Raw genomic sequence first — 16,090 nt, forward strand, 5'->3', positions numbered from 1 at the left:
TGGAAATGACCAGTCAGATGAAGCCGACGTCGTTCAAGAACGGCGTCCCGAAGGCGGAACGCAACGGCATGTTCGGTGCGGAGGACCGGCTGATCGAGCTCGCGAAGGCGGGCGGCACGGTCACGGCGATCGTGACGTACTCGGTGCCGAAGGTGATGCACGACGAGATCGCGGACGAGCGGTACCCGGTGGTGCAGATCGACCACATCGAGCCGCTGTTCGAGGAGAAGGCGGAGGCGTCGGCGACCAAGCTGCGCGACACGGCGTACAAGGCGCGGACCGCTGAGGGCGCGCTCGACATCCCGGAGGTGGAGGCATGAGCACGCGAGCCCGGAAGGACCGGAAGCGGGCGGGTATCCCGTTCGTGAAGGCGCAGAAGGTCGGTACGCCCGTCGAGGAGCGGTCGTTCGTGACGGCGCCGGTGTTCCGCCGGCACGGTGACGAGGGCGTGCACCTCGGGACGGCGCGGTCGCCGCGTCGGATCGAGCGGTTCATCGCGAGCGGTGGCATCCCGCGGCTGAACCCGAAGTTGTCGGAGGTGACGGACGAGGCACGTCTGGGTCTGCTGCGTCGCTGGATCGAGCGGGTGCGCGGTCCGCGCGGTGAGGAGCAGAGCTGATGCGCGCTCGTCACTTCGCAGCACCGCAGCCCGTCGTCCGTGAGCGGCTGGCTCGGGAGGATCGGCTGCGGCCGTCCGCCCTTGACCTGTTCCCGGTGTTGCGTGATCGCCTGCACATGTCGCGGCCGTTGCTCGGCCTGATCGACGAGGGCAAGCCCACGGAACGCGAGATCCTCGGCCCGCCGACGTTCCGGAACGTCATCGACGAGAACGGGCGGCACATCTGATGGGCGGCCCGGAGACGGTACTCGAGCGCCCGGAGGTCGTCTCCGGGCGGTTCGAGCCGAGCATGGACGAGGAGGAGTACCACGCGCACCCGGCGCTGTCGGCGTCGGGGATGAAGGTCCTGCTCCGGTCGCCGAAGCACTTCCGGCTCGCGCGGACCGAGAACCGGGCGCCGAAGAAGGAGTTCGACGTTGGGCATGCGGCGCACAAGCTGATCCTCGGTGTCGGGATGCCGATCGTCGAGATCCCGGCGGGGCTGCTGTCCGGGCAGTACGCGTCGGTGTCGAGCGCGAAGGCGAAGGCGTGGGTCGAGGATGCCCGCGCCGAGGGGAAGGTGCCGCTGAAGCCGCGGGAGTTCCAGGCGGTGCGTCGGATGGCGGACGCGGTGCTGACGAATGTGAAGGCGCGGCGTGTGCTCGAGGCGGCGCCGTGGCGTGAGGTGTCGCTGTTCGGTGAGGACGAGGCGACCGGGGTGCAGGTGCGGAGTCGGCTCGACGCGCTCGGCGAGGGGGTCCTCGCCGACGTGAAGACGACGCCGGACGTGAGTGCCTGGAAGATCACGAACGCGGTGGTCGACCTGGGTTACGACCTGTCGGCGGAGATGTACCGGCAGATGGTGATCCGGGTGCTCGGGTACGACCCGGGGCCGATGAACCTGATCTTCGTCGAGAAGGAGCTCCCGCACGAGGTGCGTGTGGTGCGGCTCGCGGACCCGGCGTGGCGGGTCGGTGGGGAGGCGAAGATCCGGGCGGCGCTGGACGTGTTCGCGTGGTGCTCGGAGCAGGGCGTGTGGCCCGGTGATGACGAGGACGGCGGAGAGATCCGTGACCTGCCCGTGCCGGCTTGGTACGAGCGGCAGACCGCGATGACGGATGAGGAGGGGTGGCTGTGAACACCTCGAACGATGTGCACACGCCAGTCCTGACGGGGGCGTCGATCGTCCTCCCGACGACGGCGAACACCGACCTGTGGACGCCGGATCAGAAGGCGCTGCTCGACTTCGCGGGGCTGGTGATCCGCAAGCGCGACGCGAAGCCGGTCCCCGCTCCGACGTCGACGGTGGTCGCGTTCCTGCAGCAGTGCGAGCGCACTGGTCTCGACCCGATCGCCCGGCAGATCTACGCGATCGAGCGTGGCGGGAAGTGGACGATTCAGGTCTCGATCGATGGGATGCGGCTGGTCGCTCAGCGTTCGCGGATGTATCGCGGCCAGTCGCAGCCCCAGTGGACGGACGGTTCGAAGACTCGCACCCCGATGCGGGATCTCGACGGGTCCATCATCCGTGACGCGGACGGGTCGATCGTCTGGACCGAGGAGCTCGTCTGGTCGGACGTGTGGACGGGCGAGGGTTACCCGGTCGCCGCCCGGGTGTCGGTGTTCCGTGAGGACTTCGACCAGCCGCTCACCGCGGTCGCCCGGTGGGATTCGTACAAGGTCGAGAACGACGAGTGGCGCGATGGTCGCAAGACCGGGAAGAAGGTGCTCGGCGCGACGTGGGCGAAGATGCCTGACCTGATGCTCGCGAAGGTCGCCGAGGCGCTCGCGTTGCGGAAGGCGTTCCCGATGGATCTCTCTGGCCTCTACACGGAGGAGGAGATGGACGGACAGACGGTCGTCGTGCCGGAGAGCAAGCCCCGTCAGGGTCGGGGCATCTCGACGATCGCCAGCCGTGCGCGAGCTGCGGAGGCCGAGGCGCGCACGGATGCCGCTGTGGCGGCCGATGTGGAGCCGGAGGCGCCGGAGGGTGCCGACGGCGTGGAGAGCGCGGGAGACGAGCGCACGGAACCGGGCGTGGTCGATGCCGACGTGGTCGGTGAGTGGCCGTGCTCGAACTGCGGGCTTCCGCAGGCGGACGACGAGGGCGGCATCTGCGGCCCGTGTGAGGAACAGATCGAGGCGGACATGGCCGCCGGAGAGGAGCAGGAGTCATGAGCGAGCGGATCGATCACGTGGAGTCGGCGATCAACAACGGTCAGGCGGCGGAGCAGACGGACGACCTGCAGGAAGCCGGGGTGCACGCACAGCACGCGATCGCACACGGCCTCCTCGCGCTAGTCGAAGTGCAGCAGAAGGCGAACGAGATCGCTGAGCGCGCCGTCGAGCAGCGGCGGATCGCGAACCTCATCGCCCTCAGCGTGCCGCAGACATTGATGGACGGTGCCGAGGCGTCGGTCCCGTCTTGGGATGCGCAGTACCAGTTGCGCGCCGAGATCCGAGAGGGGCTGGGGTTGTGAGCCGGCCGATGGTGCGGAACGAGCACGGCGCGGTCCTCGGGATCGACTGGCGACAGGTGCCCGACATGGGCCTCGAGTCGGTGCCCGGTCGGATCGACGTGCGGAACGTGATGCCCGGTGACACGGTGCACCTCGACGGGCAGGACGTCGTCGTGCACCGGGTCGAGGGTCCGCGGTCGGCGTCGGCGATGCACCTCATCACCCGGACGGCGGGCGGCGCGGAGATCGTGCACGAGGCCGTGATCGGTGAGCGGGTCGACGTCGTCGCGGTGGGGGCGTTCGGATCATGAGCGAACCGCAGGCCATCATCCGCCGGGGCGACGTCCTCGTCTGGGAAGACGGCACCCTGATCGACGCCGACTCGCTCGACGCGTACACCGAGGAAGCGCGGCTGATCGCGCACCCCCTCGACTCGGCGTCGATCCGGACGCCCGACTGGGTGATCGACGCGCTGAACGACGCTTCGCGGTGGGCGGCGCGCATGGTCGCGATCATCGCCACGGCCGAGGAGATCAAGCGGCAGAAGTCGGGCGAGTACCAGGACGCGCGAGCGCAGGCCGTGATCGACACAGCCGGTTACCCGGCGCGGGAGCAGGCGTCGCGTGTGCGGATCGCGACGGTCGCGCAGCGGCAGGAGTACGACCGGGCGGTCGTCGCGTTCGAGAAGGCCCGCCGGGTGGGGAACCTCCTGTCGGACTACACGAGCCGGCTGCAGTCCATCGGGAAGCAGATCGAGATCACCTACCGGCACGGGGGGCTGTCGTGAACGAGAACGAACCGTCGGACGTCGACGAGTGGGTGCGCGGGATGGTCGAGGAGAACACGCTCGCGGCGCTCGACTTCGAGGCGAAGTGCACGGTGTGCGACGCGGACGCCGCGTGGTTCATCGGGCTCGCGTGCTGCGAGCACACGACGGTCATGTGCCTCGGGTGCTATGCCCGCTGGGAGACGGTGATCGCGCTGAACATGGGCCGGGAGACACGGTGCCGCGGGTGCGGTCACGCCGACCTGATGTCGTGGGACCTGTACCGGACGGAGCGGATCTGATGGGCGCCGGGGACTTCACCGCGGCGACGGTACGACACGCGTTCTTCAAACGAGAGCGGGAGCGGTGCTTCCGCTGCCGGCGCCCGCTCCGGTTCGAGGACCGCGGGCGTGGCTGGTCGGCGCACCACCGGATGCCGCGCGGTGCGGGCGGGGTGGGTCGGAAGGACGGCGAGCTGGCTCGCATGATCTCCGACGTCACGAACTGCCTGATCCTCTGCGGGTCGGGGACGACCGGGTGTCACGGGTGGGTCGAGTCCCGCCGTGCGATCGCCGAGGACTACGGGTACATCGTCCGCCGGGGCATCAATCCGCCGGCGGGGATTCGGATCAAGAGGGACGACGGGACGTGGTGGCTGCTGACGCGCAGCGGGCTCGCCGTCGAGGTCGAAGAAGGGACAGGGCTATGAGCAAGGCGGAGGGCTTCGCGGCCGTGCCGAACTGGATGATCCGTGAGAAGCGGGTTCCCCGGAATGCGGTGCTGGTGTACGCGTCGCTGGCGTCTCGGTCGGGCCTGGGTGGGATTCACCCGTCGCAGGCGACGATCGCGCAGGAGTCGGGGCTGAGTGAGCGGACCGTGCGGAGCATGCTCGCCGAGCTCGAGAAGCTGGGCGTGATCGAGCGGCTGCGTCGGACGACCGGCACGAGGGGTCGTGGGAACCGTCTCCCGGATGGGTACACGCTCCACCCGAACGGCTCCCCGGACCTGGCGGCAACATTTGCCGGTAGCTCGATGCAACCGGCAACGAACGCGATGCAACCGGCAACGGAGGAGGTTGCAACCGGCAAGGAGCTGCAAGCCACTCCTCTTATAGAGGTAGAACCCGGAGAGGTAGAACCCGGTGAGGTAGCGGCACGCAAGCGCGCCGCCCGCATCCCGGATCCGTTCGTGCTGACGGCGGAGATGAGGGCCTGGGCAGCGGCCGAGGTTCCGGGTCTGGACGTCGATGCTCACACACGCGAGTTCGTGGACTACTGGCGGGCCGAGTCGGGCGCGAAGGCGTCGAAGCTCGACTGGCTCGCGACGTGGCGGAACTGGATGCGGAAGGCGCATCGGTGGAACGCGTCGAAGAGCGGGCGCGCTACTCCGGACGATCGTCTGCGCGACGGCATCGAGCGCGGTGCCCGTCTCGCGGCTCTCGCGAGTGAGCAGGGGGCGCTCGCATGAACATCCAGGAGACGAACCAGCTCCTCATCCGGATCCAGGTGATCGACAACCGGCAGATCGGCGACTCGACCGTGATCGCGTGGCACGAGCTCGTGAGCGACCTCGACTATGCGACGGCCGTGGAGGCCGTGAAGCTCCACCAGCGCGAGTCGACCGCCTACCTCACGCCGGCGCATGTCCGCGTCGCCGTCGAGCGCATCCGTCTCGCCGGGCTCGGTCCACAGCAGGACGAGTACGGCAACGACATCGAGCCCGACTATCCCGCGGTCGCCGCGTACGAGCGACTGCACCCTGAGCAGAGAGAGATCACGTCATGAGCGTCATCGTCACCGAGGCCACGCACCCCGGGCCGTGTTTCGCCTGCGACCTCGGCATCCGTCCCGGGCAGATGATCCGGCTGAACGAGGAGGTCGGCGCGGCGGGTGCAGACCCGGAGTGGGAGCACGTCACCTGCCCGGCCGCGCCGACCGTGTGCGGCGAGTGCTTCACCGAGGTCGCCCGCAACGGCGCCTGCATGTGCGGGGCGGTGTGACAGTGAACGCGATCAAGGATGCCGCCCGCACGGTCTACGAGTGGGACCTCCGCCTCGGGTTCAACCCTTCACGGTTTGAAAGCGAGCCCACGGAGATTGCGAAGCTTCGCGAGACGGTGCGGGCCACCCGCGCTTCCTGCAACCACGACTGGAAGAACCGCGTCGGCACCTACGGGGCCACAGGCCTAGGCGCTGAGTGCACGAAGTGCGGACAGCACCTCGAGCACGACTTCGACCCGTATTCCGATCGCGGGCACCCCGTGGGCAAGACCTGCACCCGGTGCGGTGCGACCGAGTGGATGTACGTCGATGGTCTGCTCTGCCTGATCCCAGAGCAGACCCCGCTTTACCAGCGCGGACTCGCGCGGCAGGAGAGGGATTGATGAGCGACTTCCTCGACGAGGTCCCGCCGGAGGACCCGTACGCTCCCGGCACGGCACCCGCCGTCGACGGCCTGGCCCTGTTCGAGCAGGGCGTGATCGGTGGGATGCTCGCGCACCCCCGCATCATCCCTGCGCTCGAGCGGGAGGTCGCAGCGGGCGACTTCCACGACGGCCGCCTAGGTGTGATCTTCACCCGGGTCGTCGAGTGGCACCTCGCCGGGGCGCACATCGACTACCTGTCCGTGTGGGACCAGCTCGCGGCGTGGGGCGTCCACGGGATCTCGCTGCCGGAGCTCTCCGAGTGGGGCACGGTCACCGCCGACGCGGCACGGTTCTACGCGTCGAAGGTGAGGGAGGCGTCCGTGGAGCGGGTGCTCCGGCTGATCGGTGCCCGGCTCATGGAGGGCGGCGTCGAGCCGGGGGTCGCGATGGCACGCGCGGCGCAGGACCTCCGCACGCTGCGCGACATGGCCGTCGGTGGCATGTCGGTCCGGTGGCTGCGTGAGGTGCTGGACGTTCCCGAGGAGGACGACGCGTACGACTGGGCGATCCCGGGCCTGCTCGAGCGGCAGGACAGGCTCATGCTCTCGGCGGGTGAGGGCGTCGGCAAGTCGACGTTCCTCCGGCAGATCGCGACGATGTCCGCCGCCGGCCTGCACCCGTTCGAGGGCAGCGACATCCCGCCGCTGAACGTCCTCGTCATCGACGTCGAGAACAGCGAGCGGCAGTGGCGGCGTGCGGTGCGCGGGCTCACGGAGCGCGCGGCGATGGTCGGGCGGCGTGACCCCCGCGACCACCTCGCGTTGCACTGCGTGCCGCCGATGGACATCACGAACGCGAACGACCTCGGCCGGATCCACCGCTGGATCGATGAGTCGAAGCCGGACCTCGTGCTGATGGGGCCGCTGTACCGGATGACGGGCGGGTCGCTGAACAAGGAGGAGGAGGCGAAGCCCGTGCTGAACGCGCTCGACTCCATCCGTGAGCGCGACGTCGCGATGCTCATCGAGGTCCACGCGGGTCTCGACAAGGACGGCACGGGGGAGCGGGGGCTGCGTCCGCGTGGCTCGTCGACGCTCCTGGGCTGGCCGGAGTTCGGTCTCGGCATCCGCCGGGACAAGCAGATCGAGGGGCGGACGCCGACGTTCAGCCTCGTCCGGTGGCGCGGGGACCGTGACCGCCGGGACTTCCCTCGAAAGCTCATCTGGGGCAACAACTGGCCCTGGGAGAGATTGCCGTACTGAGAAAGGACATGGGGATGGCTACCAACAAGGGACGACGGATCGTCGACGCGCTCGACGACCTGCGTGCAGAGCTGCGGCTCTCGAACCAGATCGAGGTGCTCCGTGCGGGCGCTTCGTTCCTGGACCACGACAAGGGCGAACGCGCCAAGACCGACACCGCGAAGGCTCGCCTCGCGCGGCAGAACCAGCTTCGGGCGGACATCCGCGCCGCCCTCGCAACCGACACGGAGGACAACGCATCATGATCGAGTCGATCTTCTTCAACCCGTGGATCTGGATCATCCCGATCCTCATGGTCGTGCTGGTGGCGCTGACCGTCGTCGGGGGTTTCGCGCTCTGGCGAGACGACCTGTCGCTGTGGATGCTCCCGACGATCATCTCGCCGTTCGCACTCCTCATCCTCGGCGGCTTCTACTTCGGGGCGATGCTCCCGCCGTACGACGTCTCCTACTACCAGACGTACCGGATCACCGGCGAACTGACGCAGGTGGAATCAGCGTTCAACGGCGACGAGGGCACGATGAGTCAGGTCTTCATCGCCCGCGTCGACGGTGTCGACCTGTTCATCCGGTCCGGCGATCAGCGGTTCCGATCGCTGGACGCCGGCGACGAGGTGAACCTCGTCTGCGAGAAGCGGTTCGCGTACTTCCAGGAGCCGTGGTTCGACTGCTCGTTCGGTGGTGAGCAGCGATGACGATCGAGGAGGAGTACGTCCGGTTCGTCGCGGACGCCGACTGGACCGACGAGTGCGAGGTGCTCGCCCGGATGCGGAAGCGGAAAATGCGGCTCACGCCCGCTCAGGCGCGCGCATTCGCCGCCGAGCTGGTGGAGGCCGCCGGGAACGCTGAGAGCGCCGCAAACGAGGCTGTGCGACCAGTGGTGGCACCTGCGTTCGATCTGCTCGGGGCGCTCGACGTCGCGATCCAGCGGGAGAAGGACCGTGCACACGTCCAGGTCGAGACGATCGCCGTCGAGCTCGGCGCGACCGTGTCCCACTCGGCGCCGGTGTCGCCGGACTGCGCCGCCGGGAAGCACCCGCACGGGTGGCAGGACACGGCGTGGGACGACGACGCCGACGTCGAGGTTCCCTGCACCTGCTCATGCCACGACACCACCGAGGAGAGCGCAGCATGAGCGCCGCGCGGATCCTCACGGTTCGTCAGCCGTGGGCGTGGGCGATTATCCACGGCGGGAAGACCGTCGAGAACCGGACGCGGAACATCGCGGGCGACTACCGCGGACCCGTCCTCATCCACGTCGCGAAGGCATACGCCGACGACTGGCAGTCGAACGTACTCGCCGGCATCATGAACCGACACGACGGCGTCTACGACGAGCCGCAGCCGTGGCGCGACCCCGCCGGTGCGATCATCGGCGTCGTCGACCTCGTCGACTCGCACCCCGTCGAGTCATGCATCGAGCAGCAGCACGACGGCGACTGGTTCGTCTGCTCCGAGTGGGCGGAGCGCGCGGGGCATCACCTCGTGCTCGCGAACCCGCGGGCGCTCGACGAGCCGATCCCGTACCGCGGGGCGCTCGGCCTCCGCCGGACCGCGTTCGGCATCGCGGGGGACTGGCTGTACGAGGAGACCGATCGGTGCACCTGCGGCGCGGGCGGCACGATCGGCGCACTCTACGGCCACGAGCCCGGATGCGGCCTCGAGCCGGTCGCGCGACTGGCGGCGACGTCATGAGCGCCCCGACCCCCGTCGCCGACCGCCTCCACGCCCGCACCGACAACCCCCGCCGCGCGTACTGCGGCACCACCGACGCCCCCAAGTTCGCCCACGACCTCCGCACCGTGACCTGCCCGAACTGCGCAGCCGCGATCCGAGCAGACAAGGAGACCACACCATGACCCTCCACTACGACGACGCCGGCCTCCGCCTGTTCCACGGGTCGAACAAGGACATCCTCCCGACGTTCGCGGATGCGTCGTTCGATTCGATCGTCACCGACCCGCCCTACGAGCTCGGCTTCATGGGCAAGGGGTGGGACTCGTCCGGCATCGCGTACGACGTCGACGTGTGGCGTGAGTGCTTCCGCGTGCTCAAGCCCGGCGGGCATCTTCTCGCGTTCGGCGGCACCCGCACCTGGCACCGCATCGCCGTCGCGATCGAGGATGCCGGGTTCGAGATCCGCGACTCGATCGCCTGGATGTACGGCAGCGGATTTCCCAAGTCCCTGAACGTGGCAAACGCGATCGACAAGTCGCGGAATGACCAAGACGAAGTGCTCGCAGTTACTACCCGGCTCGCTGACCTCGCGGCAGCCGCGGGCGTCACCCGTCGCCAGATCGACGAAGCGATGGGCACCAGCGACATGGGCGGGTGGTGGCTTTCCCGCATTCGAGGTCGAGCAGCCATCGCGTCCGTCGAGAACTGGGGGCGCCTGCGGGATCTTATCCCCGGCGCCTCAGAGCTCGACGACGAGGTATGGCGGCTGAACGGACGGAAGGGCGCACCCGGGGAGGCGTGGGCCGCGCGCGAGATCATCGGGCAGGCACAGGACCGTCGCGGCGACGGCACAGTAATCGGTCTCGGCCACTCAGGCGAAATCGCCCGCGCGACCTCAGATGTGGCGCGCCAGTGGGAGGGCTGGGGTACTGCGCTCAAGCCGGCGTTCGAGCCGATCATCGTCGCGCGGAAGCCGCTGGTCGGGACGGTCGCGGCGAACGTGCTTGCGTACGGCACCGGAGCGATCAACATCGACGCAAACCGTGTGCACACCGCTGGCAGCGAGGCAAAGGCGTACAAGGTGAAGCAGCTGAAGCCGGGCGCGACCCTCAACAGGGAAGGCGGCAACTGGCGCCCGGACGATCCCGACGCCGAGACGTACGAGGGGGAAACTAAAGCGGGTCGGTTCCCGTCGAACGTGCTGCTCGACGAGTCGCAGGCCGCTGCGCTCGACGCGCAGACCGGCACGTTGACCAGTGGCACCGGAGCGGTGAAGCGCGCCTCGAGCGCAGCGCGCGACGGCAACCGCGGCGCAGCGCTAGGCAAGGAATCGCGCGCCGAGGGAACTGAGATGGTTTCGTACGGCGACAGCGGGGGAGCGTCGCGCTACTTCCCGACGTTCCGCTACGCCGCGAAGGCCCCGGGCACCGAGCGGCCCGAGGTCGACGGCGTCGCGCATGCGACTGTGAAGCCCCTCGACCTGATGCGCTGGCTCGTCCGCCTCGTCACACGCCGCGGCGGCCACGTCCTCGACCTGTTCGCCGGCTCCGGCACCACCGGAGAGGCAGCCCTGCTCGAAGGCATGGAATGCACGCTGATCGAGCTCGAAGCCGATCACCTTCCGCTGATCCTCGCGAGGGTGCGGAAGCCGCTGCAGACGTCGCTATTCGGCGACTGGGAAGGGGGTGTGGCATGAGCCGCACGATGGAGGTCCTCGCGACCGTGGAGCACGGCACCGTCGACGGGTACCGTGCCGGATGCCACGGCTCCACGGTGTCCTGCGGCGCGGCCGTGTCCTGCACCGACGTCTACATCCGGTATCAGGGCGACTGGGGATTCCGGAAGCGCGTCGACGCCGGCGAGAACCCCGCCGACATCGTCGCCGAGGAGACCGCCGAGCTTGAGGCGATCCGGGAGCGCGACAAGGCCGCGAACCGGAAAGCGAAGGCCGCCGCCGCCCGCGCCGAGAAGGAACGCGACGAGAGGAAGGCGCGCGCTGCGGAGCCGAACCTCACGGAGCGGATCGGCGACGACGTCCGCCGGCTCATCAGCGAGGGGAAGACGGTCCGGGAGATCGCGGCCGAGCTGAAGGTCGCGATCGCGTCGGTCACCCGCACCCGGGAAGCGCTCGGCATCAAGGGCCCGCCGCCCCGGATCATCGTCGACGTCGCCGAGGTCGCCCGCCTCCACGCCGAGGGCTACTCGGACACGGTGATCGCCCAACGCATGGGTGTCGCGAACAGCACGATCAGCACGATCCGTCGGGAGAAGCTGAAGCTCCCGCGCCTGTCGCCGAAGGTCGCCCGGGCACACGAGGAGTCGCCGCGTGCCGCCCGGCAGCGTCGCATCGTCGAGCTGCACGGGCAGGGCATGACGGACCAGCAGATCGCCGACGAGCTCGGCACCACCCGGTCCGCGGTCTACCAGGCCCGGGTCCGGCTCAACCTTCCCCTGAACCGGGCACGCACCCGCGGACCGTACAAGCCCCGCACGACCACAAGGCCGGAGCGGGTGGAACTCGCCCCCGACGCGGACATCACACATGGCACCCCTGACGGCTACACGGCCGGATGCCGCGGTCGCGGATGCCCGAGCACCCCGACATGCACCGAAGCGATGCTGAACGCTCACAGGGCCGCACGCCGACAGGCAGGAGGCGAGTGATGGACCCGCTCACGATCATCGACCCCAACGCCGCACATGACCAGTGGGTGCGCGAGCATGAGTGGCACCTCGCGATCCTCCCCGACCTGATCGACGCGATCGTCGACGCCACCCTTCCCGACATCCCCGTCGGCGGCGGCTCCCGCTTCGACAAGGACCAGATCACCGGAGGCGGCTACCTCGACAACATGCGCGCACTCGACGCCTACACGGTCAGCTCCGGAGGCCGCATCATCGGACAGGGCGCAGCAGCCGACGCCCGCGAACTCTGGTACGAACTCATCACCTACCTCGGGGCCGCGGCGCAGGTCGTCTCCCGCCCGATCCGACCGGTGCCACCCATCGGGAACACCGTCGACGCGGACCCGCTCACCGCTCGCGGGGAAGCACTCATCGCCGTCGGGTGGCTGATCGACCACGGCGACCGGATCGCAGAGGCCCCCGTGCTCGACAAGGAACCGACGGACCTGTTCGCCCTGATCCGACACCTACGAGGCCGCTACGGGGTGTTCCCGCACCCGCGACGGGCACGGCTCGCGATCTGCACGGTGTGCGGGGAGACGACGGTGCGGACGTGGTGGGCGACGTCCCGTGACGGACGGGCGCGATCCGTCGAAGTGAAGACCTGCTCGACCTGCGGAGACGAGCACCGCGAAGACGAAGGGACAGCATCATGACCGACCAGAAGCTCATCGACGACGTGGTCACGGCATTCGCCGTCCGCGACATTACCGCCCCGAGCCGCGACGACATCGCCCGCGTGCTCGAGGTGTTCGAGACCTCGCTCCGACGATGCGGGTGCGACGACTGCACCACCGCCCGACGGGAACGAATCGGCCTCACCGAACACGACCTCACCAGCCTCGCCCGCGTGCTCCACGAGGTCGTCTACTCGCCGGGCGCATCGTTCGACCGGGCCGTCCCCGGCATCCAGGAGTACATGCACGCGTGCGCCGAGAAGGTGGCAGCGGCGCTCCCGTGGGTGGTGCCGACGCACGAGGTCGAGCTCGTGGTTACTGAGGCGCACACCCCGACCGACGACGAGCGGGAGGCGCTGATCGACGTGATGGTGATGACGAAGCTCAGCGACTACGCCGCAACCGACATGAGCACCATCCACCAGGCGGTCGATGCGATCCTCGCTTCGGACGTGTGGCGCTTCCGTCGTTCCGAGGTACCGGAGTCGAGCGCGGGCCTGATCGCGATGTTGCGGGCATGGATCGACGGCGAACCCTTCGAGGTGTCCCAGGAACGTACCGGTCAGCCTGTCGCGAAGGTGCCGTTCGCCCAGCAGCAGGGGTATTTCAACGGGTATGCCGCGGCTGTCGACCACGTCGCTGCGATCCTCGCCGCCGTCCCGGAGCCGCAGGGCGAACCGTCCGACGCGCAGGTGGAAGCCGCACTCATCGCGCACCTTGGCTACGACCCCGCACCCGCGGGCTTCCCATTCAAGGACGACGAGAAGGATCAGATGCGTGCCGCCCTCCGCGCGGCCGAGGAGGCGAAGCGATGAACGACCCAATCATGATGTACCCGCAGCCCAGCATCCCGAACCCGCTCGGCACCACCCCGTACATGCAGATGAGCGACGACCAGATCGCCCAGGGCGTCGAAGCGGCTGGATACCGCATCGACGCAGCCGAACACACGCGACAGGCGCTCATCCGTGAGCGCGACCGCCGCGCCGCTCTGCGTGCTGCTGGGGGTGCGCGATGAGCGACTACACACCGACCACCGAGGCGGTCGAATCGCTCGGCGAAGACATCCAGGCTTACCTCGTCATGGACGGGGTCTACCTGGATCACGAGATCACGAGGAACGTCGCCCGCTGCATTCTCTCTGACCCCGACTGGGCTGGTGTCGTAGCCGAGGAACCGGAATGGGAGTACGGCTGGGATGCGTGTGCAGGCTTCAAACCCAATCCGACATCGTCGAGGGAATGGGCAGAGGACGTAATCAAGCGCAACCCGGACTGGGTGCTGGTGCGTCGCAGTGCTGCTGTCCCGGCAGGTGAGTGGGTGCCGGTGAAGCAGGAAGGAGCCGACGATGTCCGAGCGTAAGCCCCCCAACTTCACCCAGCAGGACACCCACGAACTCGGCGCGTACCTGTTCGACCAGGACAGCGAGCACGTCACCCAGTGGATGCACGAGCACATCCAGAACACCCGCGACATGCACGCCCTGATGGAGTTCCTCGGCCGGGCGATCTACAAGATATTCCCCCTCGGACTCACGAAGGGCGTCGTCGTCGACGAGAACCACTACTGGGCGATGAAGATCACCGGAGCCACCCAGGACTACATCGACGCAGGCCGCATCATGACCGCCGCGTTCAACGCCGACTGGCCGACGATGACCGCCCTCATCGTCGCCGTCCTCACTCACCCGCACGAGTACCACGCCGAGGTCGTCGTGCACCTCCTCAGCGCCCTCGGCGACGGCCTTCGAGCCGCCTCCGCCGAACACGAGCAGGGGAACCAGCGATGAACGCCGAAAGACGTCGCGCGGGCCGCCGCATCCGCCGAGACCGCCGCATCGCCGCCCGCTTCGACGCGATGTGCGCCAACCTCGGGATAGAGCCGATGCCGTGGCAGCGCGACCTCGCCCTCGCCGCCCTCCGGGGCGAGATCCCGACCATCTCCAGAGCACGGCGCGCGGGATGGTCGACCGTTCGCCGGCTCATCGACACCGCCCGAGGTTGTCATGGGTGAGATGCTCACCTACCGGCAGGCCGCACGCCGCGTCGGACGTTCAATGCGAGCCGTCCGCTACTGGCGGGCACGCGGCATGCCGATGTCGTGGGAGATCCGGGAAGGCCAGAAGGTCCGCGTCGTCGAGGAGTCCGTCCTCCTCGCCTGGTGGCGGGAGCGGATGAAGAATGACCCCGTCTACCAGATCAACCTCCGCAAGCGGCTCGCCGAAGCCGACCCCGACCAATAGGCGGACGCTATCGGACCCGGCGCTTGCATACCCTACATTCATGATCGGAAAGTCGTCGGAGGGGCTGATACAGCCTCACAGAACCGAAGACAACCACTAACGAAGCCCCGCCGTTCCCCAGACGCCGGGGCTTTCGTGATCTCGGGCGCAGCGCACGCGACCCGGCCGAACCCATCCCCTCGGCTGGCACGGGACCCCTGCGCCCGAACACGGTCCGACGACGCGGGCGGGCAGCGGCATTCCCTGTCCGCCCGCGTACCACCCACCCACTGACGAGAGGGGCGGCCATGCAGTGCTCACAGTGCAGCCGGACGATGCGGCCCTTCGGCGCGAAGAAGGCCGACGCCCCCGACACGATCGCGCAGGGCGGACGCGGGCTCTGCGCGAACTGCGTGAAGAAGCAGGGGCAGCCCGTCGACTCGATCGACGACAGTCCGGCCGTCCTCGTCCGCGCCGTCCTTCGGCCCTCGACCTACAAGGCGTTCGCCCGGCACGCGAAGGAGCTGCATATCGAGGTCGGTGACCTGCTGTCCCGCCTCGCCGACCGTGCCGTCGGCACCGCACCGCTCGCGGCTCCCGAACCAACCGTCGCCCCGGTCGAGCCCGGCCCGAAGCCGATCGCCGCGCGAGGCGGCACGCGTGGTCGTCCTGTGCACGTCGAGGACCCTATCGACCGCCGCATCCGCACCCTGAACGCGGACGGCCTCACCGACACGGCAATCGCCCGCGCGGTCGGCATGTCACAGCCGTCCGTCTCACGGCGCCGCCGCCTGCTCGGCCTGCAGTCGCCGCGCCCACGCGGCCCGAATCGCAAGGCCGCATGATGGCCGTCGTCGTCCACCTCGACACGATCAGCGAACACCTCGACGACGTCGAGTGCCCGATCTGCGGGTACAACGCGATGATCCGGCTCCGCGGCTACTTCCTCGGCACCGCCGGCGTCCACATGGTCTTCGACCAGACGTTCTGCGGCAGGTGCAACGCCGAGAAGCGTCGCCTCGGACGGGAGGCCGGAGCATGACCGGCAAGCGCACCCACAAGGAATCCCGTCGGATGCACAAGCTCCGCCGCGAGTTCTTCGAGGAGGGGAAGCGGCAGTCGCGCAGCACCAACCCCGACGAGGTCGAGAAGTCGAAGTGTTGGATCTGCCGCGACGCGATCGACTACGACGCCGGGCAGGGCACCACCTCCGACTCCCACGAGCTCGATCACTACCACCCCGTCGACGACCGGCCCGACCTCGAGGAAGACGTCGACAACTTCCGTCACTCGCACTCGTCCTGCAACAGCAGCCGAGGCAAGCGTGCAGCCAACACGCAGGGACTCGGCGAGCAAGTCGCCGCCTGGTGGTGAGGAGCACA

The 16,090-nt window shown here is 68.8% G+C and carries 32 protein-coding genes; all 32 read left to right on the plus strand.

What is annotated here, in order from left to right:
* Positions 1 to 5: 5 nt before the first annotated feature.
* The 32 genes from BLU02_RS00195 to BLU02_RS00340 all read left to right on the plus strand — a co-directional run bounded on the left by BLU02_RS00195 (position 6) and on the right by BLU02_RS00340 (position 16,082).
* Entirely contained in the window at positions 6 to 320 is a 315-nt protein-coding gene (locus tag BLU02_RS00195) for a hypothetical protein (protein WP_083370838.1), read from the plus strand.
* Entirely contained in the window at positions 317 to 619 is a 303-nt protein-coding gene (locus BLU02_RS00200; RefSeq protein ID WP_060921053.1) for a hypothetical protein, read from the plus strand. The genes BLU02_RS00195 and BLU02_RS00200 overlap by 4 nt, the downstream gene beginning before the upstream one ends.
* On the plus strand, positions 619 to 846 hold the full coding sequence (locus BLU02_RS00205) for a hypothetical protein (RefSeq protein ID WP_060921052.1): 228 nt from the start codon (positions 619 to 621) through the stop codon (positions 844 to 846). The genes BLU02_RS00200 and BLU02_RS00205 overlap by 1 nt, the downstream gene beginning before the upstream one ends.
* On the plus strand, positions 846 to 1,736 hold the full coding sequence (locus BLU02_RS00210; protein ID WP_060921051.1) for a PD-(D/E)XK nuclease-like domain-containing protein: 891 nt from the start codon (positions 846 to 848) through the stop codon (positions 1,734 to 1,736). Before BLU02_RS00205 ends, BLU02_RS00210 begins: the two co-directional genes overlap by 1 nt.
* The gene (gene bet / locus BLU02_RS00215) at positions 1,733 to 2,776 is read left to right on the plus strand and encodes a phage recombination protein Bet (RefSeq protein WP_060921050.1); all 1,044 of its coding nucleotides are present in this window, start codon (positions 1,733 to 1,735) and stop codon (positions 2,774 to 2,776) included. The genes BLU02_RS00210 and bet overlap by 4 nt, the downstream gene beginning before the upstream one ends.
* Positions 2,773 to 3,078 carry a hypothetical protein gene (locus BLU02_RS00220; RefSeq protein ID WP_060921049.1) on the plus strand — a complete coding sequence of 102 codons (306 nt, stop codon included), beginning with the start codon at positions 2,773 to 2,775 and terminating at the stop codon, positions 3,076 to 3,078. Before bet ends, BLU02_RS00220 begins: the two co-directional genes overlap by 4 nt.
* Positions 3,079 to 3,086: 8 nt before the next feature.
* Positions 3,087 to 3,368 (plus strand): hypothetical protein, encoded by a 282-nt coding sequence (locus BLU02_RS00225; protein WP_060921048.1) that lies wholly within the window; start codon positions 3,087 to 3,089, stop codon positions 3,366 to 3,368.
* A complete protein-coding gene (locus BLU02_RS00230) occupies positions 3,365 to 3,844 on the plus strand; it encodes a hypothetical protein (RefSeq protein ID WP_060921047.1) in 480 nt (159 codons plus the stop codon). The genes BLU02_RS00225 and BLU02_RS00230 overlap by 4 nt, the downstream gene beginning before the upstream one ends.
* A complete protein-coding gene (locus tag BLU02_RS00235; protein WP_060921046.1) occupies positions 3,841 to 4,125 on the plus strand; it encodes a hypothetical protein in 285 nt (94 codons plus the stop codon). The genes BLU02_RS00230 and BLU02_RS00235 overlap by 4 nt, the downstream gene beginning before the upstream one ends.
* Positions 4,125 to 4,532 carry a hypothetical protein gene (locus tag BLU02_RS17280; protein ID WP_060921045.1) on the plus strand — a complete coding sequence of 136 codons (408 nt, stop codon included), beginning with the start codon at positions 4,125 to 4,127 and terminating at the stop codon, positions 4,530 to 4,532. The genes BLU02_RS00235 and BLU02_RS17280 overlap by 1 nt, the downstream gene beginning before the upstream one ends.
* On the plus strand, positions 4,529 to 5,290 hold the full coding sequence (locus tag BLU02_RS00245) for a helix-turn-helix domain-containing protein (RefSeq protein WP_060921044.1): 762 nt from the start codon (positions 4,529 to 4,531) through the stop codon (positions 5,288 to 5,290). The genes BLU02_RS17280 and BLU02_RS00245 overlap by 4 nt, the downstream gene beginning before the upstream one ends.
* Positions 5,287 to 5,607 carry a hypothetical protein gene (locus BLU02_RS00250; RefSeq protein WP_060921043.1) on the plus strand — a complete coding sequence of 107 codons (321 nt, stop codon included), beginning with the start codon at positions 5,287 to 5,289 and terminating at the stop codon, positions 5,605 to 5,607. The genes BLU02_RS00245 and BLU02_RS00250 overlap by 4 nt, the downstream gene beginning before the upstream one ends.
* Positions 5,604 to 5,822 (plus strand): hypothetical protein, encoded by a 219-nt coding sequence (locus BLU02_RS00255; protein ID WP_060921042.1) that lies wholly within the window; start codon positions 5,604 to 5,606, stop codon positions 5,820 to 5,822. Before BLU02_RS00250 ends, BLU02_RS00255 begins: the two co-directional genes overlap by 4 nt.
* A gap of 2 nt (positions 5,823 to 5,824) precedes the next feature.
* On the plus strand, positions 5,825 to 6,205 hold the full coding sequence (locus tag BLU02_RS00260; protein WP_157546934.1) for a hypothetical protein: 381 nt from the start codon (positions 5,825 to 5,827) through the stop codon (positions 6,203 to 6,205).
* Positions 6,205 to 7,449: an AAA family ATPase gene (locus BLU02_RS00265; protein WP_060921040.1), complete on the plus strand. Its 1,245-nt coding sequence runs from the start codon at positions 6,205 to 6,207 to the stop codon at positions 7,447 to 7,449. The genes BLU02_RS00260 and BLU02_RS00265 overlap by 1 nt, the downstream gene beginning before the upstream one ends.
* Before the next feature lie 14 nt (positions 7,450 to 7,463).
* Complete coding sequence (locus BLU02_RS00270) at positions 7,464 to 7,694, plus strand: hypothetical protein (protein WP_060921039.1); 231 nt, start codon at positions 7,464 to 7,466, stop codon at positions 7,692 to 7,694.
* A complete protein-coding gene (locus BLU02_RS00275) occupies positions 7,691 to 8,143 on the plus strand; it encodes a hypothetical protein (protein WP_060921038.1) in 453 nt (150 codons plus the stop codon). The genes BLU02_RS00270 and BLU02_RS00275 overlap by 4 nt, the downstream gene beginning before the upstream one ends.
* Entirely contained in the window at positions 8,140 to 8,583 is a 444-nt protein-coding gene (locus tag BLU02_RS00280) for a hypothetical protein (RefSeq protein ID WP_060921037.1), read from the plus strand. Before BLU02_RS00275 ends, BLU02_RS00280 begins: the two co-directional genes overlap by 4 nt.
* Positions 8,580 to 9,143 (plus strand): ASCH domain-containing protein, encoded by a 564-nt coding sequence (locus BLU02_RS17655; protein ID WP_060921036.1) that lies wholly within the window; start codon positions 8,580 to 8,582, stop codon positions 9,141 to 9,143. Before BLU02_RS00280 ends, BLU02_RS17655 begins: the two co-directional genes overlap by 4 nt.
* Positions 9,140 to 9,307, plus strand: coding sequence for a hypothetical protein (locus BLU02_RS17290; RefSeq protein ID WP_157546936.1), 168 nt, complete (start codon positions 9,140 to 9,142; stop codon positions 9,305 to 9,307). Before BLU02_RS17655 ends, BLU02_RS17290 begins: the two co-directional genes overlap by 4 nt.
* Entirely contained in the window at positions 9,304 to 10,821 is a 1,518-nt protein-coding gene (locus tag BLU02_RS00290; protein ID WP_060921035.1) for a DNA methyltransferase, read from the plus strand. The genes BLU02_RS17290 and BLU02_RS00290 overlap by 4 nt, the downstream gene beginning before the upstream one ends.
* Complete coding sequence (locus tag BLU02_RS00295) at positions 10,818 to 11,789, plus strand: helix-turn-helix domain-containing protein (protein ID WP_083370839.1); 972 nt, start codon at positions 10,818 to 10,820, stop codon at positions 11,787 to 11,789. The genes BLU02_RS00290 and BLU02_RS00295 overlap by 4 nt, the downstream gene beginning before the upstream one ends.
* Positions 11,789 to 12,466, plus strand: a complete 678-nt coding sequence (locus BLU02_RS00300; RefSeq protein ID WP_060921033.1) for a hypothetical protein — start codon at positions 11,789 to 11,791, stop codon at positions 12,464 to 12,466. The genes BLU02_RS00295 and BLU02_RS00300 overlap by 1 nt, the downstream gene beginning before the upstream one ends.
* The gene (locus BLU02_RS00305; RefSeq protein WP_060921032.1) at positions 12,463 to 13,302 is read left to right on the plus strand and encodes a hypothetical protein; all 840 of its coding nucleotides are present in this window, start codon (positions 12,463 to 12,465) and stop codon (positions 13,300 to 13,302) included. The genes BLU02_RS00300 and BLU02_RS00305 overlap by 4 nt, the downstream gene beginning before the upstream one ends.
* A complete protein-coding gene (locus BLU02_RS00310; protein WP_060921031.1) occupies positions 13,299 to 13,505 on the plus strand; it encodes a hypothetical protein in 207 nt (68 codons plus the stop codon). Before BLU02_RS00305 ends, BLU02_RS00310 begins: the two co-directional genes overlap by 4 nt.
* Positions 13,502 to 13,849, plus strand: a complete 348-nt coding sequence (locus tag BLU02_RS00315) for a hypothetical protein (protein ID WP_060921030.1) — start codon at positions 13,502 to 13,504, stop codon at positions 13,847 to 13,849. The genes BLU02_RS00310 and BLU02_RS00315 overlap by 4 nt, the downstream gene beginning before the upstream one ends.
* Entirely contained in the window at positions 13,836 to 14,276 is a 441-nt protein-coding gene (locus BLU02_RS00320; RefSeq protein WP_060921029.1) for a hypothetical protein, read from the plus strand. The genes BLU02_RS00315 and BLU02_RS00320 overlap by 14 nt, the downstream gene beginning before the upstream one ends.
* Positions 14,273 to 14,500 (plus strand): hypothetical protein, encoded by a 228-nt coding sequence (locus BLU02_RS17295; RefSeq protein ID WP_157546940.1) that lies wholly within the window; start codon positions 14,273 to 14,275, stop codon positions 14,498 to 14,500. The genes BLU02_RS00320 and BLU02_RS17295 overlap by 4 nt, the downstream gene beginning before the upstream one ends.
* Before the next feature lie 43 nt (positions 14,501 to 14,543).
* Complete coding sequence (locus BLU02_RS00325; RefSeq protein WP_231919610.1) at positions 14,544 to 14,729, plus strand: hypothetical protein; 186 nt, start codon at positions 14,544 to 14,546, stop codon at positions 14,727 to 14,729.
* A 287-nt stretch (positions 14,730 to 15,016) separates the two neighbouring features.
* The gene (locus tag BLU02_RS00330; RefSeq protein WP_083370840.1) at positions 15,017 to 15,553 is read left to right on the plus strand and encodes an Lrp/AsnC family transcriptional regulator; all 537 of its coding nucleotides are present in this window, start codon (positions 15,017 to 15,019) and stop codon (positions 15,551 to 15,553) included.
* Positions 15,550 to 15,750, plus strand: coding sequence for a hypothetical protein (locus tag BLU02_RS00335; RefSeq protein ID WP_157546942.1), 201 nt, complete (start codon positions 15,550 to 15,552; stop codon positions 15,748 to 15,750). Before BLU02_RS00330 ends, BLU02_RS00335 begins: the two co-directional genes overlap by 4 nt.
* Positions 15,747 to 16,082 carry an HNH endonuclease gene (locus tag BLU02_RS00340; RefSeq protein ID WP_157546944.1) on the plus strand — a complete coding sequence of 112 codons (336 nt, stop codon included), beginning with the start codon at positions 15,747 to 15,749 and terminating at the stop codon, positions 16,080 to 16,082. The genes BLU02_RS00335 and BLU02_RS00340 overlap by 4 nt, the downstream gene beginning before the upstream one ends.
* The last annotated feature ends 8 nt before the right edge of the window (positions 16,083 to 16,090 follow it).

Origin of the sequence: Microbacterium paraoxydans (genome assembly GCF_900105335.1) — a bacterium.
Taxonomy (GTDB): Bacteria; Actinomycetota; Actinomycetes; order Actinomycetales; family Microbacteriaceae; genus Microbacterium; species Microbacterium paraoxydans.